This is a genomic window from Leisingera sp. XS_AS12 (assembly GCF_041224635.1).
In the GTDB taxonomy this organism is placed as follows: domain Bacteria; phylum Pseudomonadota; class Alphaproteobacteria; order Rhodobacterales; family Rhodobacteraceae; genus Leisingera.
Map to the genome: position 1 here is coordinate 89,374 of NZ_JBGFGM010000119.1, position 17,482 is coordinate 106,855.

The 17,482-nt window shown below is 64.6% G+C and carries 18 protein-coding genes; 13 read left to right on the plus strand and 5 right to left on the minus strand.

All coding sequences use genetic code 11. The features are described from left to right. Positions 1–8 precede the first annotated feature (8 nt). The 4 genes from AB9K35_RS18995 to mdh all read right to left on the minus strand — a co-directional run bounded on the left by AB9K35_RS18995 (position 9) and on the right by mdh (position 6,744). On the minus strand, positions 9–2,960 hold the full coding sequence (locus AB9K35_RS18995) for a 2-oxoglutarate dehydrogenase E1 component (RefSeq protein WP_369928529.1): 2,952 nt from the start codon (positions 2,958–2,960) through the stop codon (positions 9–11). Between the two features lie 260 nt (positions 2,961–3,220). Further along, positions 3,221–4,105 (minus strand): succinate--CoA ligase subunit alpha, encoded by an 885-nt coding sequence (gene sucD / locus AB9K35_RS19000; RefSeq protein ID WP_222456293.1) that lies wholly within the window; start codon positions 4,103–4,105, stop codon positions 3,221–3,223. A gap of 85 nt (positions 4,106–4,190) precedes the next feature. Beyond that, a complete protein-coding gene (gene sucC, locus AB9K35_RS19005) occupies positions 4,191–5,384 on the minus strand; it encodes an ADP-forming succinate--CoA ligase subunit beta (protein WP_222456292.1) in 1,194 nt (397 codons plus the stop codon). Positions 5,385–5,781: 397 nt separating this feature from the next. Then, on the minus strand, positions 5,782–6,744 hold the full coding sequence (mdh, locus tag AB9K35_RS19010; protein ID WP_222456291.1) for a malate dehydrogenase: 963 nt from the start codon (positions 6,742–6,744) through the stop codon (positions 5,782–5,784). 165 nt (positions 6,745–6,909) lie between these two features. Here mdh and AB9K35_RS19015 point away from each other — a divergent pair, with 165 nt between their 5' ends. Further along, positions 6,910–7,656, plus strand: a complete 747-nt coding sequence (locus AB9K35_RS19015; protein ID WP_369928532.1) for a sulfite exporter TauE/SafE family protein — start codon at positions 6,910–6,912, stop codon at positions 7,654–7,656. A 96-nt stretch (positions 7,657–7,752) separates the two neighbouring features. On the opposite strand, the gene AB9K35_RS19020 is transcribed toward AB9K35_RS19015, so the two are convergent. Continuing rightward, positions 7,753–8,067, minus strand: a complete 315-nt coding sequence (locus tag AB9K35_RS19020; RefSeq protein ID WP_369928534.1) for a hypothetical protein — start codon at positions 8,065–8,067, stop codon at positions 7,753–7,755. A 350-nt stretch (positions 8,068–8,417) separates the two neighbouring features. On the opposite strand from AB9K35_RS19020, the gene AB9K35_RS19025 reads away from it, so the two are divergent. The 12 genes from AB9K35_RS19025 (at position 8,418) to AB9K35_RS19080 (ending at position 17,002) form a co-directional block, all read left to right on the plus strand. After that, positions 8,418–9,272 carry a CoA ester lyase gene (locus AB9K35_RS19025; RefSeq protein ID WP_369928536.1) on the plus strand — a complete coding sequence of 285 codons (855 nt, stop codon included), beginning with the start codon at positions 8,418–8,420 and terminating at the stop codon, positions 9,270–9,272. Between the two features lie 34 nt (positions 9,273–9,306). Beyond that, the gene (locus AB9K35_RS19030; protein WP_222456287.1) at positions 9,307–9,855 is read left to right on the plus strand and encodes an NnrU family protein; all 549 of its coding nucleotides are present in this window, start codon (positions 9,307–9,309) and stop codon (positions 9,853–9,855) included. 4 nt (positions 9,856–9,859) lie between these two features. Continuing rightward, entirely contained in the window at positions 9,860–10,063 is a 204-nt protein-coding gene (locus tag AB9K35_RS19035) for a DUF1737 domain-containing protein (RefSeq protein WP_222456286.1), read from the plus strand. Next, positions 10,063–11,094, plus strand: a complete 1,032-nt coding sequence (locus AB9K35_RS19040) for a MaoC family dehydratase (protein WP_369928539.1) — start codon at positions 10,063–10,065, stop codon at positions 11,092–11,094. Before AB9K35_RS19035 ends, AB9K35_RS19040 begins: the two co-directional genes overlap by 1 nt. Positions 11,095–11,198: 104 nt before the next feature. Beyond that, positions 11,199–11,918 (plus strand): DUF1194 domain-containing protein, encoded by a 720-nt coding sequence (locus tag AB9K35_RS19045; protein ID WP_369928540.1) that lies wholly within the window; start codon positions 11,199–11,201, stop codon positions 11,916–11,918. A gap of 174 nt (positions 11,919–12,092) precedes the next feature. Then, a complete protein-coding gene (gene sdhC / locus AB9K35_RS19050; RefSeq protein WP_369928542.1) occupies positions 12,093–12,482 on the plus strand; it encodes a succinate dehydrogenase, cytochrome b556 subunit in 390 nt (129 codons plus the stop codon). A 13-nt stretch (positions 12,483–12,495) separates the two neighbouring features. After that, positions 12,496–12,867, plus strand: a complete 372-nt coding sequence (gene sdhD, locus AB9K35_RS19055; RefSeq protein ID WP_222456282.1) for a succinate dehydrogenase, hydrophobic membrane anchor protein — start codon at positions 12,496–12,498, stop codon at positions 12,865–12,867. 26 nt (positions 12,868–12,893) lie between these two features. Further along, positions 12,894–14,702 carry a succinate dehydrogenase flavoprotein subunit gene (gene sdhA, locus AB9K35_RS19060; RefSeq protein ID WP_222456281.1) on the plus strand — a complete coding sequence of 603 codons (1,809 nt, stop codon included), beginning with the start codon at positions 12,894–12,896 and terminating at the stop codon, positions 14,700–14,702. An 11-nt stretch (positions 14,703–14,713) separates the two neighbouring features. After that, positions 14,714–15,493 carry a succinate dehydrogenase iron-sulfur subunit gene (locus AB9K35_RS19065; RefSeq protein WP_369928545.1) on the plus strand — a complete coding sequence of 260 codons (780 nt, stop codon included), beginning with the start codon at positions 14,714–14,716 and terminating at the stop codon, positions 15,491–15,493. Positions 15,494–15,610: 117 nt separating this feature from the next. Then, positions 15,611–15,880 carry a hypothetical protein gene (locus AB9K35_RS19070; protein WP_369928547.1) on the plus strand — a complete coding sequence of 90 codons (270 nt, stop codon included), beginning with the start codon at positions 15,611–15,613 and terminating at the stop codon, positions 15,878–15,880. A 101-nt stretch (positions 15,881–15,981) separates the two neighbouring features. Next, positions 15,982–16,692 carry a ZIP family metal transporter gene (locus AB9K35_RS19075; protein ID WP_222456279.1) on the plus strand — a complete coding sequence of 237 codons (711 nt, stop codon included), beginning with the start codon at positions 15,982–15,984 and terminating at the stop codon, positions 16,690–16,692. 121 nt (positions 16,693–16,813) lie between these two features. Continuing rightward, positions 16,814–17,002, plus strand: a complete 189-nt coding sequence (locus tag AB9K35_RS19080; RefSeq protein ID WP_369928549.1) for a hypothetical protein — start codon at positions 16,814–16,816, stop codon at positions 17,000–17,002. Positions 17,003–17,482: the final 480 nt, after the last annotated feature.

Below are 17,482 nucleotides of genomic sequence, written 5' to 3' on the forward strand. Positions count from 1 at the left end.
TGTCTTCCTCAGATGCTCAGCGCTTCGTTCACGAGGGCTGCTTGTTGGGCTTTGTGTTCGCTGGCCAGGCCGGTTGCGGGCGAGGCCGAGGTGGCGCGGCCGACATAGACGGGCCGCGTGTGCTTGGCGCCGATGCGGGTCAGCACCCATTCGATGTTGGGCTCGATGAAGGTCCAGGCGCCCTGGTTCTTGGGCTCTTCCTGGCACCAGATCATTTCCGCCTGCTTGAAGCGTTCCAGCTCCTTCACCATGGAGATCGCGGGGAAGGGGTAGAACTGCTCGATCCGCATCAGGTAGATGTCGTCGATGCCGCGGGCATCGCGCTCTTCCAGCAGGTCGTAGTAGACCTTGCCCGAGCACATCACCACGCGCTTGATCTTGTCGTCCGCCACCAGCTGGGTGTCGGAGTTGCCCTTTTGCGCGTCGTCCCACAGCACCCGGTGGAAGCTGGAGCCGGTGGTGAAATCCTCGGCGTTGGAGACCGCCAGCTTGTGGCGCAGCAGGGATTTCGGGGTCACCAGGATCAGCGGCTTGCGGAAGGTGCGGTGCAGCTGACGGCGCAGGATGTGGAAGTAGTTCGCGGGCGTGGTGCAGTTCGCGACGATCCAGTTGTCCTGGCCGCACATCTGCAGGAAGCGCTCGAGGCGGGCCGAGGAGTGCTCGGGGCCCTGGCCCTCGAAACCATGCGGCAGCAGGCAGACGAGGCCCGACATCCGCAGCCACTTCGATTCACCCGACGAGATGAACTGGTCGAACATGATCTGCGCGCCGTTGGCAAAGTCACCGAACTGGGCTTCCCACAGGGTCAGCGCGTTCGGCTCGGCCAGCGAGTAGCCGTACTCGAAGCCCAAAACCGCGTATTCGGACAGCGCCGAGTCGATCACCTCGAACTGCGACTGGCCCGCGCGGATGTTGTTGAGCGGGTAGAAGCGTTCCTCGGTTTCCTGGTTCACGATGCCGGAATGGCGCTGCGAGAAGGTGCCGCGGGTGGCGTCCTGACCGGAGAGGCGTACCGGGTAGCCTTCGAGCAGCAGCGAGCCAAAGGCCAGGGCTTCGCCGGTGGCCCAGTCAAAGCCCTCGCCGGTTTCGAACATCTTGGCGCGGGCGTTCAGGAAACGACCGACGGTCTTGTGCATCGGGAAGCCTTCCGGCACGCCGCTGAGCGCCTTGCCGATCTCGGCCATCGTGTCCGGCTCGATCGCGGTGCGGCCGCGCTGATAGTCGGCGTCCTGCTTGTCGAGGTGCGACCAGCGGCCGTCCAGCCAGTCGGCCTTGTTGGGCTTGTAATCCTTGCCGGCCTCGAATTCCTCGTTCAGGTGCGCCTGGAAGGCGGCCTTCATGTCCTCGATCTCGCCCTCGGGGATCAGCCCGTCGCGCACCAGCCGGTCGGTATAGAGGCTGAGCGTCGTCTTGTGGCCCTTGATCTTCTTGTACATCAAGGGGTTGGTGAACATCGGCTCGTCGCCTTCGTTGTGACCGAAGCGGCGGTAGCAGAAGATGTCCAGCACCACGTCCTTGTGGAACTTCTGGCGGAACTCGGTGGCCACCTTGGCGGCATGCACCACCGCTTCCGGGTCGTCGCCGTTGACGTGGAAGATCGGGGCCTCGACCACCAGCGCGTTGTCGGTCGGGTAGGGCGAGGAGCGCGAGAAATGCGGTGCGGTGGTGAAGCCGATCTGGTTGTTCACCACGATGTGGATGGTGCCGCCGGTCTTGTGGCCACGCAGACCCGAGAGCGCAAAGCATTCCGCCACCACGCCCTGGCCTGCAAAGGCGGCGTCACCGTGCAGCAGGATCGGCAGCACCTGGGTGCGGTCGACGTCGTTCAGCTGGTCCTGCTTGGCGCGGACCTTGCCCAGCACCACCGGGTTCACCGCCTCGAGGTGCGAGGGGTTGGCGGTGAGGCTGAGGTGCACCTTGTTGCCGTCGAATTCGCGGTCCGAGGAGGCGCCGAGGTGGTATTTCACGTCGCCGGAGCCGTCCACGTCATCGGGCTTGAAGCTGCCGCCCTGGAATTCGTTGAAGATCGCCCGGTAGGGCTTCTGCATCACGTTGGCGAGGATGTTGAGGCGGCCGCGGTGCGGCATGCCGATCACGATGTCCTTCACACCCAGCGCGCCGCCGCGCTTGATGATCTGCTCCATCGCCGGGATCAGGCTTTCGCCGCCATCCAGGCCAAAACGCTTGGTGCCGGTGTATTTGACGTGCAGGAACTTCTCGAAGCCCTCGGCCTCGACCATCTTGTTCAGGATCGCCTTGCGGCCCTCGCGGGTAAAGCGGATCTCCTTGTCATAGCCCTCGATCCGCTCCTTCAGCCAGGCGGATTGCTCGGGGTCGGAGATGTGCATGTACTGCAGCGCGAAAGTGCCGCAGTAGGTGCGCTTCACGATGTCGACGATCTGGCGCATGGTGGCAACCTGAAGCCCCAGCACGTTGTCGATGAAGATCGGCCGGTCCATGTCGGCATCGGTGAAGCCGTAGGTCTTGGGGTCCAGCTCCGGGTGGCTGGCGGCGGCACGCATGCCCAGCGGGTCGAGGTCTGCGGCCAGGTGGCCGCGGATGCGATAGGCGCGGATCAGCATCAGGGCGCGGATCGAATCCAGCACCGCGCGCTGCACCTGGTCATCGGTCAGCTCGACGCCTTTCTTGGCGGCCTGTTCCTTGATCTTCTTGCCTGCGCCCTGCGCCTCTTCCGGGGCCGGCCATTCGCCGGTCAGCGCGCCGGTCAGATCGTCCTGCGGGGCGGGCGGCCAGTCGCCACGCGCCCAGGACGGGCCGTTGGCTTCTGCCTTAACGTCGAGTTCGGCATCGCCCATCTGGCGGAAGAACTCGGCCCAGGCGGCGTCTACCGCGCCCGGATCATTGGCGTATTGAGCGTAAAGCTGCTCCAGATACTCCGCATTGTGCCCCTGCATGAAGGAGGAGGCGTGGAAGAGGTCGTTGGGGCTTTGGTCGGTCATTTGGGTGCCTCTTGCGCGTTGGGACCGTAAATCAGTAAGGCCGGGACCAGGGCAGGGTGGCCTGCACAGGTTTCTAATTGGTGACGTGCGGTGTGGATCGCACAGCAGATGCGGCCGCAAAGGCCGCATCGACAGCGGTACCCCATGTCCGGCAGGCGCGCCGCCGGATCGCGGCCAGCGACAGCAGGGCCTGATGCATCAGCAGCGCCCGCCACGAGGACGGGCGCCGGATGCAGCCGTGATGTGCTGCCGAAGGCATTTTACTTGCCGATCGCCTTCAGAACGGCCTCGCCCAGACCGGCCGGGCTGTCAGCGACAACGATGCCTGCGGATTTCATCGCTTCGATCTTGTCCTCGGCGCCGCCTTTGCCGCCGGCAACGATCGCGCCTGCGTGGCCCATGCGGCGGCCCGGAGGGGCGGTGCGCCCGGCGATGAAGCCGGCGGTCGGCTTCCAGCGGCCTTTCTTCTTCTGCTCGGCGAGGAATTCCGCGGCTTCCTCTTCGGCGGAACCGCCGATTTCACCGATCATGATGATGGATTCGGTTTCCGGATCGTCCAGGAACATGTCCAGCACGTCGATGTGCTCGGTGCCCTTGATCGGGTCGCCGCCGATACCCACGGCGGTGGACTGGCCCAGGCCGATGTCGGCGGTCTGTTTCACCGCTTCATAGGTCAGGGTGCCGGAGCGGGACACAACGCCGACCGAGCCACGCTTGTGGATGTGGCCGGGCATGATGCCGATCTTGCAGGCGTCGGGGGTGATGACGCCGGGGCAGTTCGGGCCGATCAGGCGGGACTTGGAGCCTTCCAGCGCGCGCTTCACCTTCATCATGTCCAGAACCGGGATGCCTTCGGTGATGCAGACGATCAGCTCCATCTCGGCGTCGATCGCCTCGAGGATGGAATCGGCGGCAAACGGCGGCGGCACGTAGATGACGGAGGCATTGGCCTCGGTCACGTGCTTGGCTTCATGCACCGAGTTGAAGACCGGCAGGTTCAGGTGGGTCTGGCCACCTTTGCCGGGGGTGACGCCGCCGACCATCTTGGTGCCATAGGCGATGGCCTGTTCGGAGTGGAAGGTGCCCTGCGAGCCGGTGAAGCCCTGACAGATGACCTTGGTGTTTTCGTCGATGAGGACTGCCATTTGGCGTTCTCCTGTTTTAGGCAGGCGCAGCCTGCCAGAATTCTACGGAAAGACGGGCCGCAGCCCGTCCCACGGAAAATCGGGATTAGCCTTTGACCGCTTTGACGATCTTCTCGGCACCGTCGGACAGGTTGTCGGCGGCGATCACGTCCAGACCGGAGTTGTTGATGATCTCCTTGCCCTGCTCGACGTTGGTGCCCTCGAGACGGACAACCAGCGGCACCTTCAGGCCGACTTCCTTGACCGCGGCGACCACGCCCTCGGCGATCACGTCGCAGCGCATGATGCCGCCGAAGATGTTGACCAGGATGCCTTTGACGTTCGGGTCAGAGGTGATGATCTTGAACGCCTCGGTCACTTTCTCCTTGGTGGCGCCGCCACCAACGTCGAGGAAGTTCGCGGGCTCGGCACCGTAGAGCTTGATGATGTCCATGGTGGCCATCGCCAGGCCCGCGCCGTTCACCATGCAGCCGATCTCACCGTCCAGCGCGATGTAGTTCAGGTCGTACTTGGAGGCTTCCAGCTCTTTCGGGTCTTCCTCGGTAGTGTCGCGCAGCTCGGCGATGTCGGCGTGGCGGTAGACCGCGTTGCCGTCGAAGCCGATCTTGGCGTCCAGAACCTTGAGGTTGTCGTCATCGCCGACGATCAGCGGGTTGATCTCCAGCATCTCCATGTCCTTCTCGACGAAGGCCTTGTAGAGCTGACCCATCAGCTTGACGCACTGCTTGATCTGCGCGCCCTGCAGGCCCAGCGAAAACGCGATGCGGCGGCCGTGGTAGGGCTGGTAGCCGGTGGCCGGGTCAACGGAGAAGGACAGGATCTTCTCGGGGGTGGCTTCGGCCACTTCCTCGATGTCCATGCCGCCCTCGGTCGAGCACACGAAGGAGATGCGCGAGGTCTGGCGGTCAACCAGCAGCGCCAGGTACAGTTCGGTTTTGATACCGGAACCGGCCTCGATGTAGATGCGGTTCACCTGCTTGCCTGCGGGGCCGGTCTGATGGGTGACCAGGGTGCGGCCCAGCATCTTCTTGGCTTCCTCGGCGGCTTCTTCCACCGACTTGGTCAGGCGCACGCCGCCTTTTTCGCCGGCATCTGCCTCCTTGAAGGAGCCCTTGCCGCGGCCGCCCGCATGGATCTGGGCTTTGACGACCCAGAGCGGGCCGTCCAGTTCACCGGCTGCGGTCTTGGCCTCTTCGGCTTTCAGCACCACGCGCCCGTCGGACACTGGCGCGCCATAGCTGCGAAGAAGGGCTTTGGCCTGATATTCGTGGATGTTCATGTGAAACGGTCCCGTCTGGCTGCAATTATCTGTCGATTTATAGGCTGTCTTAGGGCCAACTGTTAAAGGCTTTTTTGACGGGGCGCGGGGAAATGCCGAAGATTTTTCACTTTTGTGATCACAGTTTTTGCGCGTGTGATCACAAACAGACCTGTCGCAGGCTGCGCGGCTTGCGGAACGAATCTTGAAGATCCGTTAGCGACGGGCGATCTGCGGTGCTTGGTGTGAAATGCCGTGCGACGGGCATCAGTGGGGACGTGGGCGCCGTGCCTTAGGGGCAAAGTCCGCCGGTCGGGCGAAGCGGAGTAGCATCGGCAGCTGGGGCCACAGGCCCTGAATTACGAAAGGCCCGGAGAACCGGGCCTTTGCGATGGTCTCAGAAAAAAGGTGGGCGCGATTACGCCAGCGAGTTGTCGATGCCCTTGCAGGCGTCGACCAGACCCTTCACCGCGTTGACCGAGTTGTCGAACATGGACTGCTCTTCTTCGGTCAGCTGGATGTTCACGATCTTCTCGATGCCGCCGGCGCCGATCACGGTGGGCACTCCCACATACATGTCCTTCACGCCCAGCTCGCCGTTGCAATAGGCGGCGCAGGGCAGCACGCGCTTCTGATCCTTGAGGAACGCTTCGGCCATCTCGATCGCTGCGGTGGCGGGCGCGTAGAAGGCGGAGCCGGTTTTCAGCAGGCCGACGATTTCGGCGCCGCCATCACGGGTGCGCTGAACGATGGCGTCCAGTTTCTCCTGGCTGGTCCAGCCCATCTTGACCAGGTCGGGCAGCGGGATGCCGGCCACGGTGGAGTAGCGCACGGACGGCACCATGGTGTCGCCGTGGCCGCCCAGAACGAAGGCGGTGACGTCTTTCATGGAGACGTTGAACTCTTCGGCCAGGAAGTGGCGGAAGCGGGCGCTGTCCAGCACCCCGGCCATGCCGCAGACCTTGTTCGTGGGCAGGCCCGAGAACTGCTGCAGAGCCCAGACCATCGCGTCCAGCGGGTTGGTGATGCAGATCACGAAGGCGTTGGGCGCGTGGTCGCGGATGCCTTCGCCAACGGATTTCATCACCTTCAGGTTGATGCCCAGCAGGTCATCGCGGCTCATGCCCGGCTTGCGCGGCACGCCTGCGGTGACGATGCAGACATCGGCGCCTGCGATGTCCTCGTAGGACTGGGTGCCCTTGAGGGAGGCGTCGAAGCCTTCCGAGGGACCGGATTCTGCGATGTCCAGCGCCTTGCCTTCGGGGATACCTTCGGCGATGTCGAAGAGAACGACGTCACCAAGTTCCTTGAGAGCTGCGAGATGCGCGAGGGTGCCGCCGATCTGACCTGCGCCGATAAGGGCGATTTTGGGTCGTGCCATTGGGAAAAGTCTCCGGTCCGGTTGAAATTTCCTGATGCCTACGTCCAATCGCCCCTTGGTGCAAGTCTTCTGCGCTGCGGCATTGTGTTTGGCATACTTGTGTATGCCGAAATTTTGCGGCTAAGGCTGTTGGGGCAAAAGGATTTCAAAGAGGGCAGCCCGGTTATGGATGTCACGATATTCGCCTTTGCGGTTCCGGCGGTTCTGTTTGCGGGCGTGTCCAAAAGTGGCTTCGGGTCGGGTGCGGCCTTTGCATCCTCGGCGATTCTGGCGCTGGTGCTGGAGCCAGGCATGGCGCTGGCGCTGATGCTGCCCCTGCTGATGCTGATCGACCTGGTGTCGCTGAAACCCTATTGGGGGCGCTGGAACCTGCGCGCATCGCTGCTGTTGATCGCGGGCGGTCTGCCCGGTGTGGCGCTGGGGGCGTGGCTGTACAGCGCGGTGGACGCGGATGTGATGCGGGTGCTGATTGGTGCGGTGTCGGTCGGCTTCGTGCTGTGGCAGCTGCGCGCCAAGCTGGGCTGGCCAGTGGTCGCCGCGCGCCCGCTGGGCCGGGCCGCAGGGGCGCTGGCGGGGCTGATTGTTGGCTTCACCAGCTTTGTCAGCCATGCCGGAGGGCCGCCGGCGGCGGTCTACCTGCTCAGCCTTGGATTGCGGAAAACAGAGTTTCAGGCCAGCACGGTGCTGATCTTCTGGGCGATCAACCTGGCCAAGGCCGTGCCCTATGCGGGGCTGGGGCTGTTCACACGTGAAACATTGCTGCTGGATCTGATGCTGGTGCCCTTTGCCCTGGGGGGCGCTGCGCTGGGGGTATGGCTGCATCACCGGATCCCCGATCGCTGGTTCTTCGGGCTGACCTATGTGTTGCTGACCATCACCGGGATCAAGCTGATCTGGGACGGGTTGGTCTGACACCGGCGACAGCCTCGGTCCGCTGCAGCATCCCCGACCTCAGCACAGTGACGCGGGGAGGACCACCGCCGCGGGGCGGTGACGCGGGCACTCGGATCAGGCGTCGTCGCCGGATTGCGGCAGCGCCTCGGCGAGGGTTTCGTAGGCTTGGCCCGAGGCCACCAGGCAGGTCATCCCGTTCGGCGTGGTCACGGTGATGGTCCAGCTGCCGGTCTCGCCCGAGGCGAAAGTCTCCATGACCGCGCCCTGCTGGCCCATGCCGATGCTCTGGCGACTTTCGCCGTATTTCTCGGCCAGGCGTTTCACGACCATGTCGCGGGGGGCGCAGTTGCGCCCCTGAGCCATCGCGGGGGCGGCCGCCAGGGTCAGCACCGCGCAGGCGGCCGTCAGTGCAGGAAATGTCGGTTTCATACTGTTTTACCCTTTCCGGAACGGCCGGACAGGGCGGGGCGGCGAAACGCTGCCCCCGGCGTCCCTGGGTGGGCCGGTGAGTGACGAAGTTGCAGGTGCAGGCCCCATGCCTGCTGGCGTCGGGCGCGGCCGGAGATGGCGGCCTGGGTCCGGTGCCGTGGTACCCTTCACTGTGCCGGGCAGGTGCTGACAAGTGGTTAATGGCGCGTGCCCGGTAATTTCACATTTGTTTTCAGAATATTGGGCGTCATCCTCTTGGCGCGTTTCTGCGCTGCGGCAAAATTCCCCTTGAAAGGTCGCAACCGAATCTGTAGCCGTTTGCGCAATAAAATAACTTCTGGAGGCTCGTGATGGACCCGCGCACCCGCCCGTATCGTTCGGTTTTGTATATCCCCGGTTCCAAGCCGCGGGCCTTGGATAAGGCGCGGCAGCTGCCGGTGGATGCGGTGATCTTTGATCTCGAGGACGCGGTCTCGCCCGAGGAAAAAGAGAATGCGCGCGCGACCCTGGCCGAGGCGCTGGCGGCGGGCGGCTACGGTGCGCGCATGAAGATCGTGCGGATCAACGGGTTGGACACAGATTGGGGTCGCGCCGATGCCGCGGCGGCGGCGCAGATGGACTGCGACGCGGTGTTGCTGCCCAAGGTGGACAGCCCGGCAGATCTGGACGCGCTGGCGGAGATCACCGGGGATATGCCGCTGTGGGCGATGATGGAAACGCCGCGCGGCATGCTGAACGCACCGGCGATCGCAGCGCACCCCAGGCTTCAGGGCATGGTGATGGGCACCAATGACCTCGCCAAGGAGCTGCAATGCCGCTACCGCGCCGACCGGCTGCCGATGATGGCGGGACTGGGCCTGTGCCTGCTGGCGGCCAAGGCCGAGGGCGTGGTGATCGTCGACGGTGTCTACAACGCCTTCAAGGACGCCGAGGGGCTGGCCGCGGAATGCGAGCAGGGCCGTGACATGGGCTTTGACGGCAAGACGCTGATCCACCCGGCGCAGGTGGAGATCGCGAATGCCGCTTTCGCGCCGTCGGAGGCAGAGATTGATCTCGCGCAGCGCCAGATCGCGGCGTTCGAGGCGGCGGAAGCCGAGGGGGAGGGCGTCGCCGTGGTGGACGGCAAGATCGTCGAGAACCTGCATGTGGCGACGGCACGCGAAATTCTTGCAAAAGCGGATGCAATCGCCGCGCTTTCCGAATAGGTGTTAATCGAATTAACATCTGAGGGAGGCCGGCATGGCGTTACTGATTCTGGGACTTTTGCTGTGGTGGGGCGCGCATCTGTTCAAGCGGCTGGCCCCGGACATGCGCGCCGCGCTGGGCAGCAAGGGGCGGCCGCTTGTGGCGCTGGTGTTGCTGCTGTCGGTGGTGCTGATGGTGATCGGCTACCGCAGTGCCGAGTATTACGACATCGCGGCGGTGCCGCCGGTGCTGCGCCATATCAACAACCTGCTGGTGCTGATCGCCATCTTCCTGATGAGCCCGGCGCCGAAAAAGGGCGCGCTGCTGCATGGCATGCGCCATCCGATGCTGGCAGGGATCAAGCTGTGGGCACTGGCGCATCTTCTGGTGAACTGGGACCTGGCGTCCTTCGTGCTGTTCGGCGGTCTGCTGGCCTGGGCGGTGGCAGAGGTGATCGTCATCAACCGCTCGGAGCCCGAGTGGCAGCCCGGCCCCAAGGGCAGCCTGGCCAAGGATGCCATGTTCCTTGGCGGCTCGATTGTGCTGCTGGGGGTGATCGGCTACGTCCACGGGATGGTCGGGCCATCGCCCTTTGGAGGATAACACCATGAAACTGTACCGATTTCTGTCTGAAGACGACACTTCCGCCTTTTGCCACAAGGTGACTGATGCGCTGAACAAGGGCTGGGAGCTGCACGGCAGCCCGACCCAGGCCTTTGATCCCGTGAAGGGCGTCATGCGCTGCGGTCAGGCGGTGGTGAAGGTCGTCGACGGCACCTACACCCCTGAGACCAAACTGGGAGAACACTGATGGCCAAGACCAACCCGGGCCGCTTTTTCGAGGATTATACCGTTGGCGAGGTGATCGCCCACGCGGTGCCGCGCACGGTATCGGGCGGCGAGCGGGCGCTGTATCACGCGCTCTACCCGGCGCGCCATGCGCTCTATTCCTCGGATGAGTTCGCGCGCGCGGCTGGTCTGCCTTCGGCGCCGCTGGATGATCTGGCGGCCTTCCACCTGGTGTTCGGCAAGACAGTGCCGGACATCAGCCTGAACGCGCTGGCGAACCTCGGCTATGCCGAGGGGCGCTGGCTGCTGCCGGTCTATCCCGGCGACACGCTGCGCGCCGAATCCGAGGTGATCGGGCTGAAGCAGAATTCTAGCGGCAAGTCGGGCGTGGTCTATGTGCGCACCCGCGGGCTGAACCAGCGCGACGAGTGTGTGCTGGAATACGTGCGCTGGGTGATGGTGCGCAAACGCGACCCCGAAGCGTCGGCGCCCGAGACGGTGATCCCCGAGCTGACCAAGGCGATCCCGGCGGACCAGCTGGCGGTCCCGGAGGGGCTGGATTTCAGCAATTATGATGTCACCCTGGCGGGCGAGCCGCACCGCTGGGGCGACTATGAGGTGGGCGAGACCATTGACCATGTCGATGGTGTCACCATCGAGGAGGCCGAGCATATGCTGGCCACCCGCCTGTGGCAGAACACTGCCAAGGTGCATTTCGACACTACCGCGCGCCCCGATGGGACCCGGCTGATTTATGGCGGGCATGTGATCTCGATGGCGCGGGCGCTGAGCTTCAACGGGCTGGCCAATGCGCAGATGATCGTCGGTCTGAACGGCGGCGCCCATGCCAACCCGTGCCTTGCGGGGATGACGGTGCGCGCCTGGTCCGAGGTTCTGGACAAGGCCGAGACCGCCGCGCCGGGTGTCGGCGCGATCCGGCTGCGGCTGGTGGCGACCGCTTGCGGCGCACCGTTCGAGCTGAAGGGTGACGACGGCAAATACCTGCCCGGCGTGCTGCTGGACCTGGACTACTGGGCCTTGATGCCGAAGTGACACGCGGGCCGTTGCCCCTTCCTTGCCGCGCTTGGGTTGCCTGAGCGGCGAGGGGACAGGTGAAAAGGCGTGACCCGGCGGCGTGGTGACGGTTAGGCTGGGGCATGCGCATCGTGCTGCTAGTCGTATTGCTGCTGGGGCTTCAGGGGCCGTCACGGGCCCTTGCCTGTGACCTTGCGCTGGTGCTGGCGGTGGATGTCTCCGGCTCGGTCGACGCGGAGGAATACCGGATCCAGATGGACGGATTGGCGGCGGGCCTGCGCGATGGCGTGGTCTCGGAAGCCTTGGTGCGGGCGCGTGCGCAGGTTTCGCTGGTGCAATGGTCCGGGCGATCGCGGCAGGAAGTGTCCCTGGGCTGGGCGCAGCTGCGCAGCTTTGCGGATGTCGAAGCCCTGGCGCAGCGGATCGAGACCGCGCCGCGGCCCTGGCGCAATTATTCCACAGCGGTGGGGGAGGCGCTGTTCCTGGCGCTGGAGCAGTTCGCGGCGGTGCCGGACTGTCGCCGCCGAGTGATCGACATCTCCGGTGACGGCTTCTCCAACGAGGGCGTGGAGCCGCGCGCGGCGCATGGGCCGCTGGCGGCGGCGGGCGTCACCGTGAATGCCATTGCCATCGAGCAGAGCGAGCCGGGGCTGACCGCCTACTTCTTCGAGAACGTGATCCGGGGCGAGGGGGCATTTGTGGTCACAGCCGCCAGCTTTGCCGATTACCCGGCCCGGATCCGAAAGAAGCTGGTGCGAGAGGTGGCCCAGCAGACCGCGGTGCTGACGCCGACTGATCCGACCGCTGCCTGCCTTTGCAGTGATTTGCAATTCGGCCGCTGATTCTGCAAAAAATATCCAAACGGGCGATTTGTGATCACTAAATATTTTGTGTGATCACAACGCGTGGTCTTTTCGCGTCACCGGCGCGATTTCCGGCGTGTTTTAATCCTTCCTTCGGGTGACATGCCGTGAAAATCGGCTAAAACGTCGTCAGCCAACCGGAAAGGAGCCAACATGGCCGATGTCAATCGGGGCAACCGCCCGCTTTCGCCATTCATGATCGGGCCATATTACCGGCCGCAGATGACCTCCATCTCTTCGATCATGGTTCGTATTACAGCCATCGCGGCACTGATCCTGGCCGTGCTGGTGGTTTGGTGGCTGCTGGCCGCCGCAACATCCGACTCCGCCTTTGCCTTCATCGACGGGCTCTTGCGCAGCTGGCTGGGTGACCTGCTGATGCTCGGAGGGGCCTGGACGCTGTGGTACCACATGCTGGGCCGCCTGCGTCACGTGATCTGGGACTTCGGCTACTGCCTGGAAGTTGCGATTTCCGAAAAGATGGGCATGGGCATGTTCATCGGCGCCACCGTGCTGGCGGTTCTGACCATTCTGGTCGTGTAAGGGGGGGCTTCACATGCAATTTCTGACGGACCGCAAACGCGCTCAGGGCCTGGGCGCCGGGGGCACCGGCACCCATCACCACTGGCAGATGATTGTCAGCTCCATTCTGCTGGTGCCGCTGGTACCGCTGTTCATCTTCATTTTCGGCAGCGCGTTGGGCGGCAGCCATGAAGAGGTGCTGGCCTATTTCAGCCGTCCGATTCCGGCGATCATCCTGGGCCTGAGCCTGGTGGTGATCCTGTTGCACCTGCTGCGCGAGGCGCAGGAAGCGATTGAAGATTACGTGCATGGCGTGGCGCAGAAACTGGCCCTGGTTGCCGTTGCGGCGTTTACCTACACGCTGATCGCGGCGGGCCTATTCGCCCTCGTCAAACTCGCCCTCTGATATATGCGCGGCAAGGAACAGAAACGATGACAGCAGCATATGAATATGAAACCCACGAATATGATGTCGTGGTGGTTGGCGCCGGTGGCGCGGGTCTGCGGGCGACGCTGGGCATGGCCGAGCAGGGTCTGCGCACTGCCTGTGTAACCAAGGTTTTCCCGACCCGCTCGCACACTGTGGCCGCGCAGGGCGGCATCGCCGCGTCGCTGGCCAACATGGGCCCGGACCACTGGCAGTGGCACATGTATGACACCGTCAAGGGCTCTGACTGGCTGGGCGACACCGACGCGATGGAGTACCTCGCCCGCGAGGCGCCCAAGGCGGTCTACGAGCTGGAGCACTATGGCGTGCCGTTCTCGCGCACCGAGGAAGGCAAGATCTACCAGCGCCCCTTCGGCGGACACACCACCGAGTTCGGTGAAGGTCCTGCGGTGCAGCGTACCTGTGCCGCCGCCGACCGCACCGGCCACGCGATCCTGCACACGCTCTATGGCCAGTCGCTGAAGAACAACGCCGAGTTCTACATCGAGTATTTCGCCATCGACCTGATCATGTCCGAGGATGGACAGTGTCAGGGCGTGGTGTGCTGGAAGCTCGATGACGGCACCATGCATGTCTTCAACGCCAAGATGGTGGTGCTGGCGACCGGCGGTTACGGCCGCGCCTATTTCTCCGCCACCTCGGCGCACACCTGCACCGGCGACGGCGGCGGCATGGTGGCGCGCGCTGGCCTCGCGCTGCAGGACATGGAGTTCGTGCAGTTCCACCCCACCGGCATCTACGGCTCTGGCTGTCTGATCACCGAGGGCGCGCGCGGCGAGGGCGGTTACCTCACCAACTCCGAGGGTGAGCGCTTCATGGAGCGCTACGCGCCCCAGTACAAGGACCTCGCACCGCGCGATTACGTCTCCCGCTCGATGACCATGGAAATCCGCGAAGGCCGCGGCGTGGGCGAGCATGGCGACCACATCCACCTGAACCTCAACCACCTGCCGGCCGAGGCGCTGGCGGAGCGGCTGCCGGGGATTTCGGAGTCGGCGAAGATCTTCGCGGGCGTTGACGTCACCAAGGAGCCGATCCCGGTTCTGCCGACCGTGCACTACAACATGGGCGGTATCCCGACCAACTACTGGGGCGAGGTGTTGAACCCGACCGAGGAGGATCCGACCGCGGTCGTGCCCGGCCTGATGGCCGTGGGCGAGGCGGGCTGTGCTTCGGTGCATGGTGCAAACCGTCTGGGCTCCAACTCGCTCATCGACCTGGTGGTCTTTGGCCGCGCCTCCGCCATTCGCGCGGGCAAGGTTGTCGACCCGGAGGCGCCGAACCCGGTGCTGAACAAGGCGTCCGTCGACAAGGCGTTCGACCGGTTCGATGCGCTGCGTCACGCCAAGGGCGGCATTCCGACCGCCGATCTGCGGCTGGAAATGCAGCGCACCATGCAGGCCGACGCGGCGGTGTTCCGCACCGACAAGACCCTGAAGGAAGGCGTCGAGAAGATGACCGCAATCGCGGCCAAGCTGGACGACCTGCACGTAACCGACCGCTCGCTGGTCTGGAACTCCGACCTGATGGAGACGCTGGAACTCACCAACCTGATGCCCAACGCGCTGGCCACCATCGTGGGTGCGGAAGCCCGCAAGGAGAGCCGCGGCGCCCATGCGCATGAGGACTACGCCGAGCGTGATGACGAGAACTGGCGCGTCCACACCGTGTCCCGTGTCGAGGGCAACAAGGTCGAGCTGAGCTACCGTCCGGTGATCACCGATCCGCTGACCTCCGAAGACGAAGGCGGCATCAGCCTCAAGAAAATCGCGCCCAAGGCGCGGACGTTCTAAGGAGACAGACTATGGTTCAATTCAGCCTCCCCAAGAACTCCAAGGTGGTGACCGGCAAGACCTGGCCCAAGCCGGAAGGCGCCACCAACGTGCGCAAGTTCAAGATCTACCGCTGGAACCCGGATGACGGGAAAAATCCGCAGGTGGATACCTACTTCCTCGACATGGACAAATGCGGTCCGATGGTCCTGGACGCGCTGATCAAGATCAAGAACGAGATCGATCCGACGCTGACCTTCCGCCGTTCCTGCCGCGAGGGGATCTGCGGGTCCTGCGCGATGAACATCGACGGCATCAACACGCTGGCCTGTATCTACGGGTTGGACGAGGTGAAGGGCGATGTGCGTATCTACCCGCTGCCGCATATGCCGGTGGTCAAGGACCTGATCCCGGATCTGACGCATTTCTACGCCCAGCATGCCTCGATCATGCCGTGGCTGGAAACCAAGACCAACCGTCCCGCCAAGGAATGGAAGCAGTCGATCGAGGACCGCAAGAAGCTGGACGGCCTGTATGAATGCGTGATGTGCGCGTCCTGCTCGACGTCCTGCCCGTCCTACTGGTGGAACGGCGATCGCTACCTCGGCCCGGCCGCGCTGCTGCATGCCTACCGCTGGATCATCGACAGCCGGGACGAGGCCACCGGCGAACGTCTGGATCAGCTGGAAGATCCCTTCAAGCTGTATCGCTGCCATACCATCATGAACTGCGCAAAGACCTGCCCCAAGGGCCTGAACCCGGCCAAGGCGATCTCGCACATCAAGAAGATGATGGTCGAGCGCACGGTCTGATCCGTCGGGCAGGGGATCCGCGGCGTTCCGCCTGCCTGCCAATCTGAAAATTGCACTGCCCCCGGTTTCCTGCGAAACCGGGGGCATGTTCTTTGCAACAGAGTGTGGAGCGCGGCGATGAAACCGATGATCCCGGCGGTGGCTGTGACGATGGTTCTGGGTGGTTGCATGATGGCGACGGACGGCGACCGGTTGGGGGCGCAGCTAGCGGCCTCGGATGCGCGGCTTGCCGGGTGCGCGAGTGCAGCCGGGGTAACCGGCCCCTATCGGGTCTGGACCGAGGTGCTGGGCCATGGGCCGGGAGCAACCGTGGTGCGCGAGGTTCGCCCGAGCGACACGGTGACGGCGGCGCAGGCGGCGCATATGACCCGCTGCCTGAATGCGTGACCGTCGCGCGGTGATTGCCGCTGTGGTTGCCAGGTTGAACCGCGCCACGACAGACACAATAGATGGTTGAGACGCGCGCGGGCGGCCGCTAGGCTGACCCCATGGAACCTGTTGTTTCTGCCATGCTTCTGGCCGGATTTGCCGGTCTTGCGATGCCGCTCGGCGGGTTTCTCGCCGCGCGGGAGCATATCCACAATCCGATGCTGCGGGACGAGGTGCTGCACCTGATTGCCGCTTTCGGCGGCGGCGCGCTGGCCTCGGCGGTGGCTTTGGTGCTGGTCCCCGAGGCGGCGGAGACGCTGCCGCCCTTGCTGGCGGTGGCCCTGTTCGTGGCGGGGGGCGTGGTCTTTTACGGCGTCGACAGTCTGCTGGAACGCAAAGGCGGCAGTGGCGCGCTGCTGCTGGCGATGCTGTTGGACTACGTCCCGGAGGCGATGGCACTGGGGGCGATGCTGGTGGCGGATGCGGCAACCGCGCGGCTGCTGGCATTGATGATCTTTCTGCAGAATCTGCCCGAAGGCTTTGCCGCTTTCCGCGAGATCCGCCAGGGGGACAGCTCTGCCGGGCATGTCCTGCTGGTGTTCCTGGGGCTGGCGGCGCTGGGACCGGTTTGCGCCTTGGTGGGTCTTGTCTGGTTGGCCCAGGCGCATGCGCTGCTGGCCGCTATCATGATCTTTGCCGCTGGGGGCATTCTGTACCTGTTGTTTCAGGACATCGCGCCAAAGGCCCATTCGAACGAAAAGAGCCTGCCGGCCCTTGGTGCGGTTGCGGGCTTTGCGCTGGGGCTGGCCGGGGAAATGCTGATCAGTTGACCTCGGCGGGGAATGCGCTGGCTGCATGGCGGACTTGCGCATTCACCGGCTGCGGGCCCCGGCGCCGGGGGCTATCTTGCGGGCCATGGGAGGATCTTGCCAAGCCGAAGGAGGCAATTCCATGACCCAGATCACCGCACTTCACGCGCCGCAGACCAAGTCCGAGCAGGTCGAAACCGCGGCACAGCAGGCTCTGGCCGTGCTGGAGCAGAGCTTTGAGTATTATACGCCCGCGCCGTTGTCGGCTGCCGTGGTAGACGCGCCGGACGCGGACATGGATCGCCTGTTCGACTACTACGCCGCCGCCTGAGAGACCTGCTGCCCGCTCGGAGCCGGTTGAGCCGCCGCCTGCGGAGGCATAGACAGCTATCATGCCGATTCTTCTGATTTTTCTGCTGGCTGCGGTTCTGGGCTACTTGCTGTGGCGGAGACGGACTACGAGCCTTACCCGCAATTGTCGCTGGCGGCAGGCGCGTGCCGAGGGCCAATGGCGGTGCCAGTATTGCGGCGCTGTTGCGCCGTCTGACGCAGAGCCGACCGTCTGCCTCAACCCGACCTTGCGGCGATAGCGGACCAGTGTGCTCCCGCGCCCGCAGGTGCACCGGCTGCGCCGGAGCCCCTTCCGTGCGGCCTTGGGGGGGGGGGGGGGGGGAAGGGGGGGGGGGGGGGGGGGGGGGGGGGGGGGGGGGGGGGGGGGGGGGGGGGGGGGGGGGGGGGGGGGGGGGGGGGGGGGGGGGGGGGGGGGGGGGGGGGGGGGGGGGGGGGGGGGGGGGGGGGGGGGGGGGGGGGG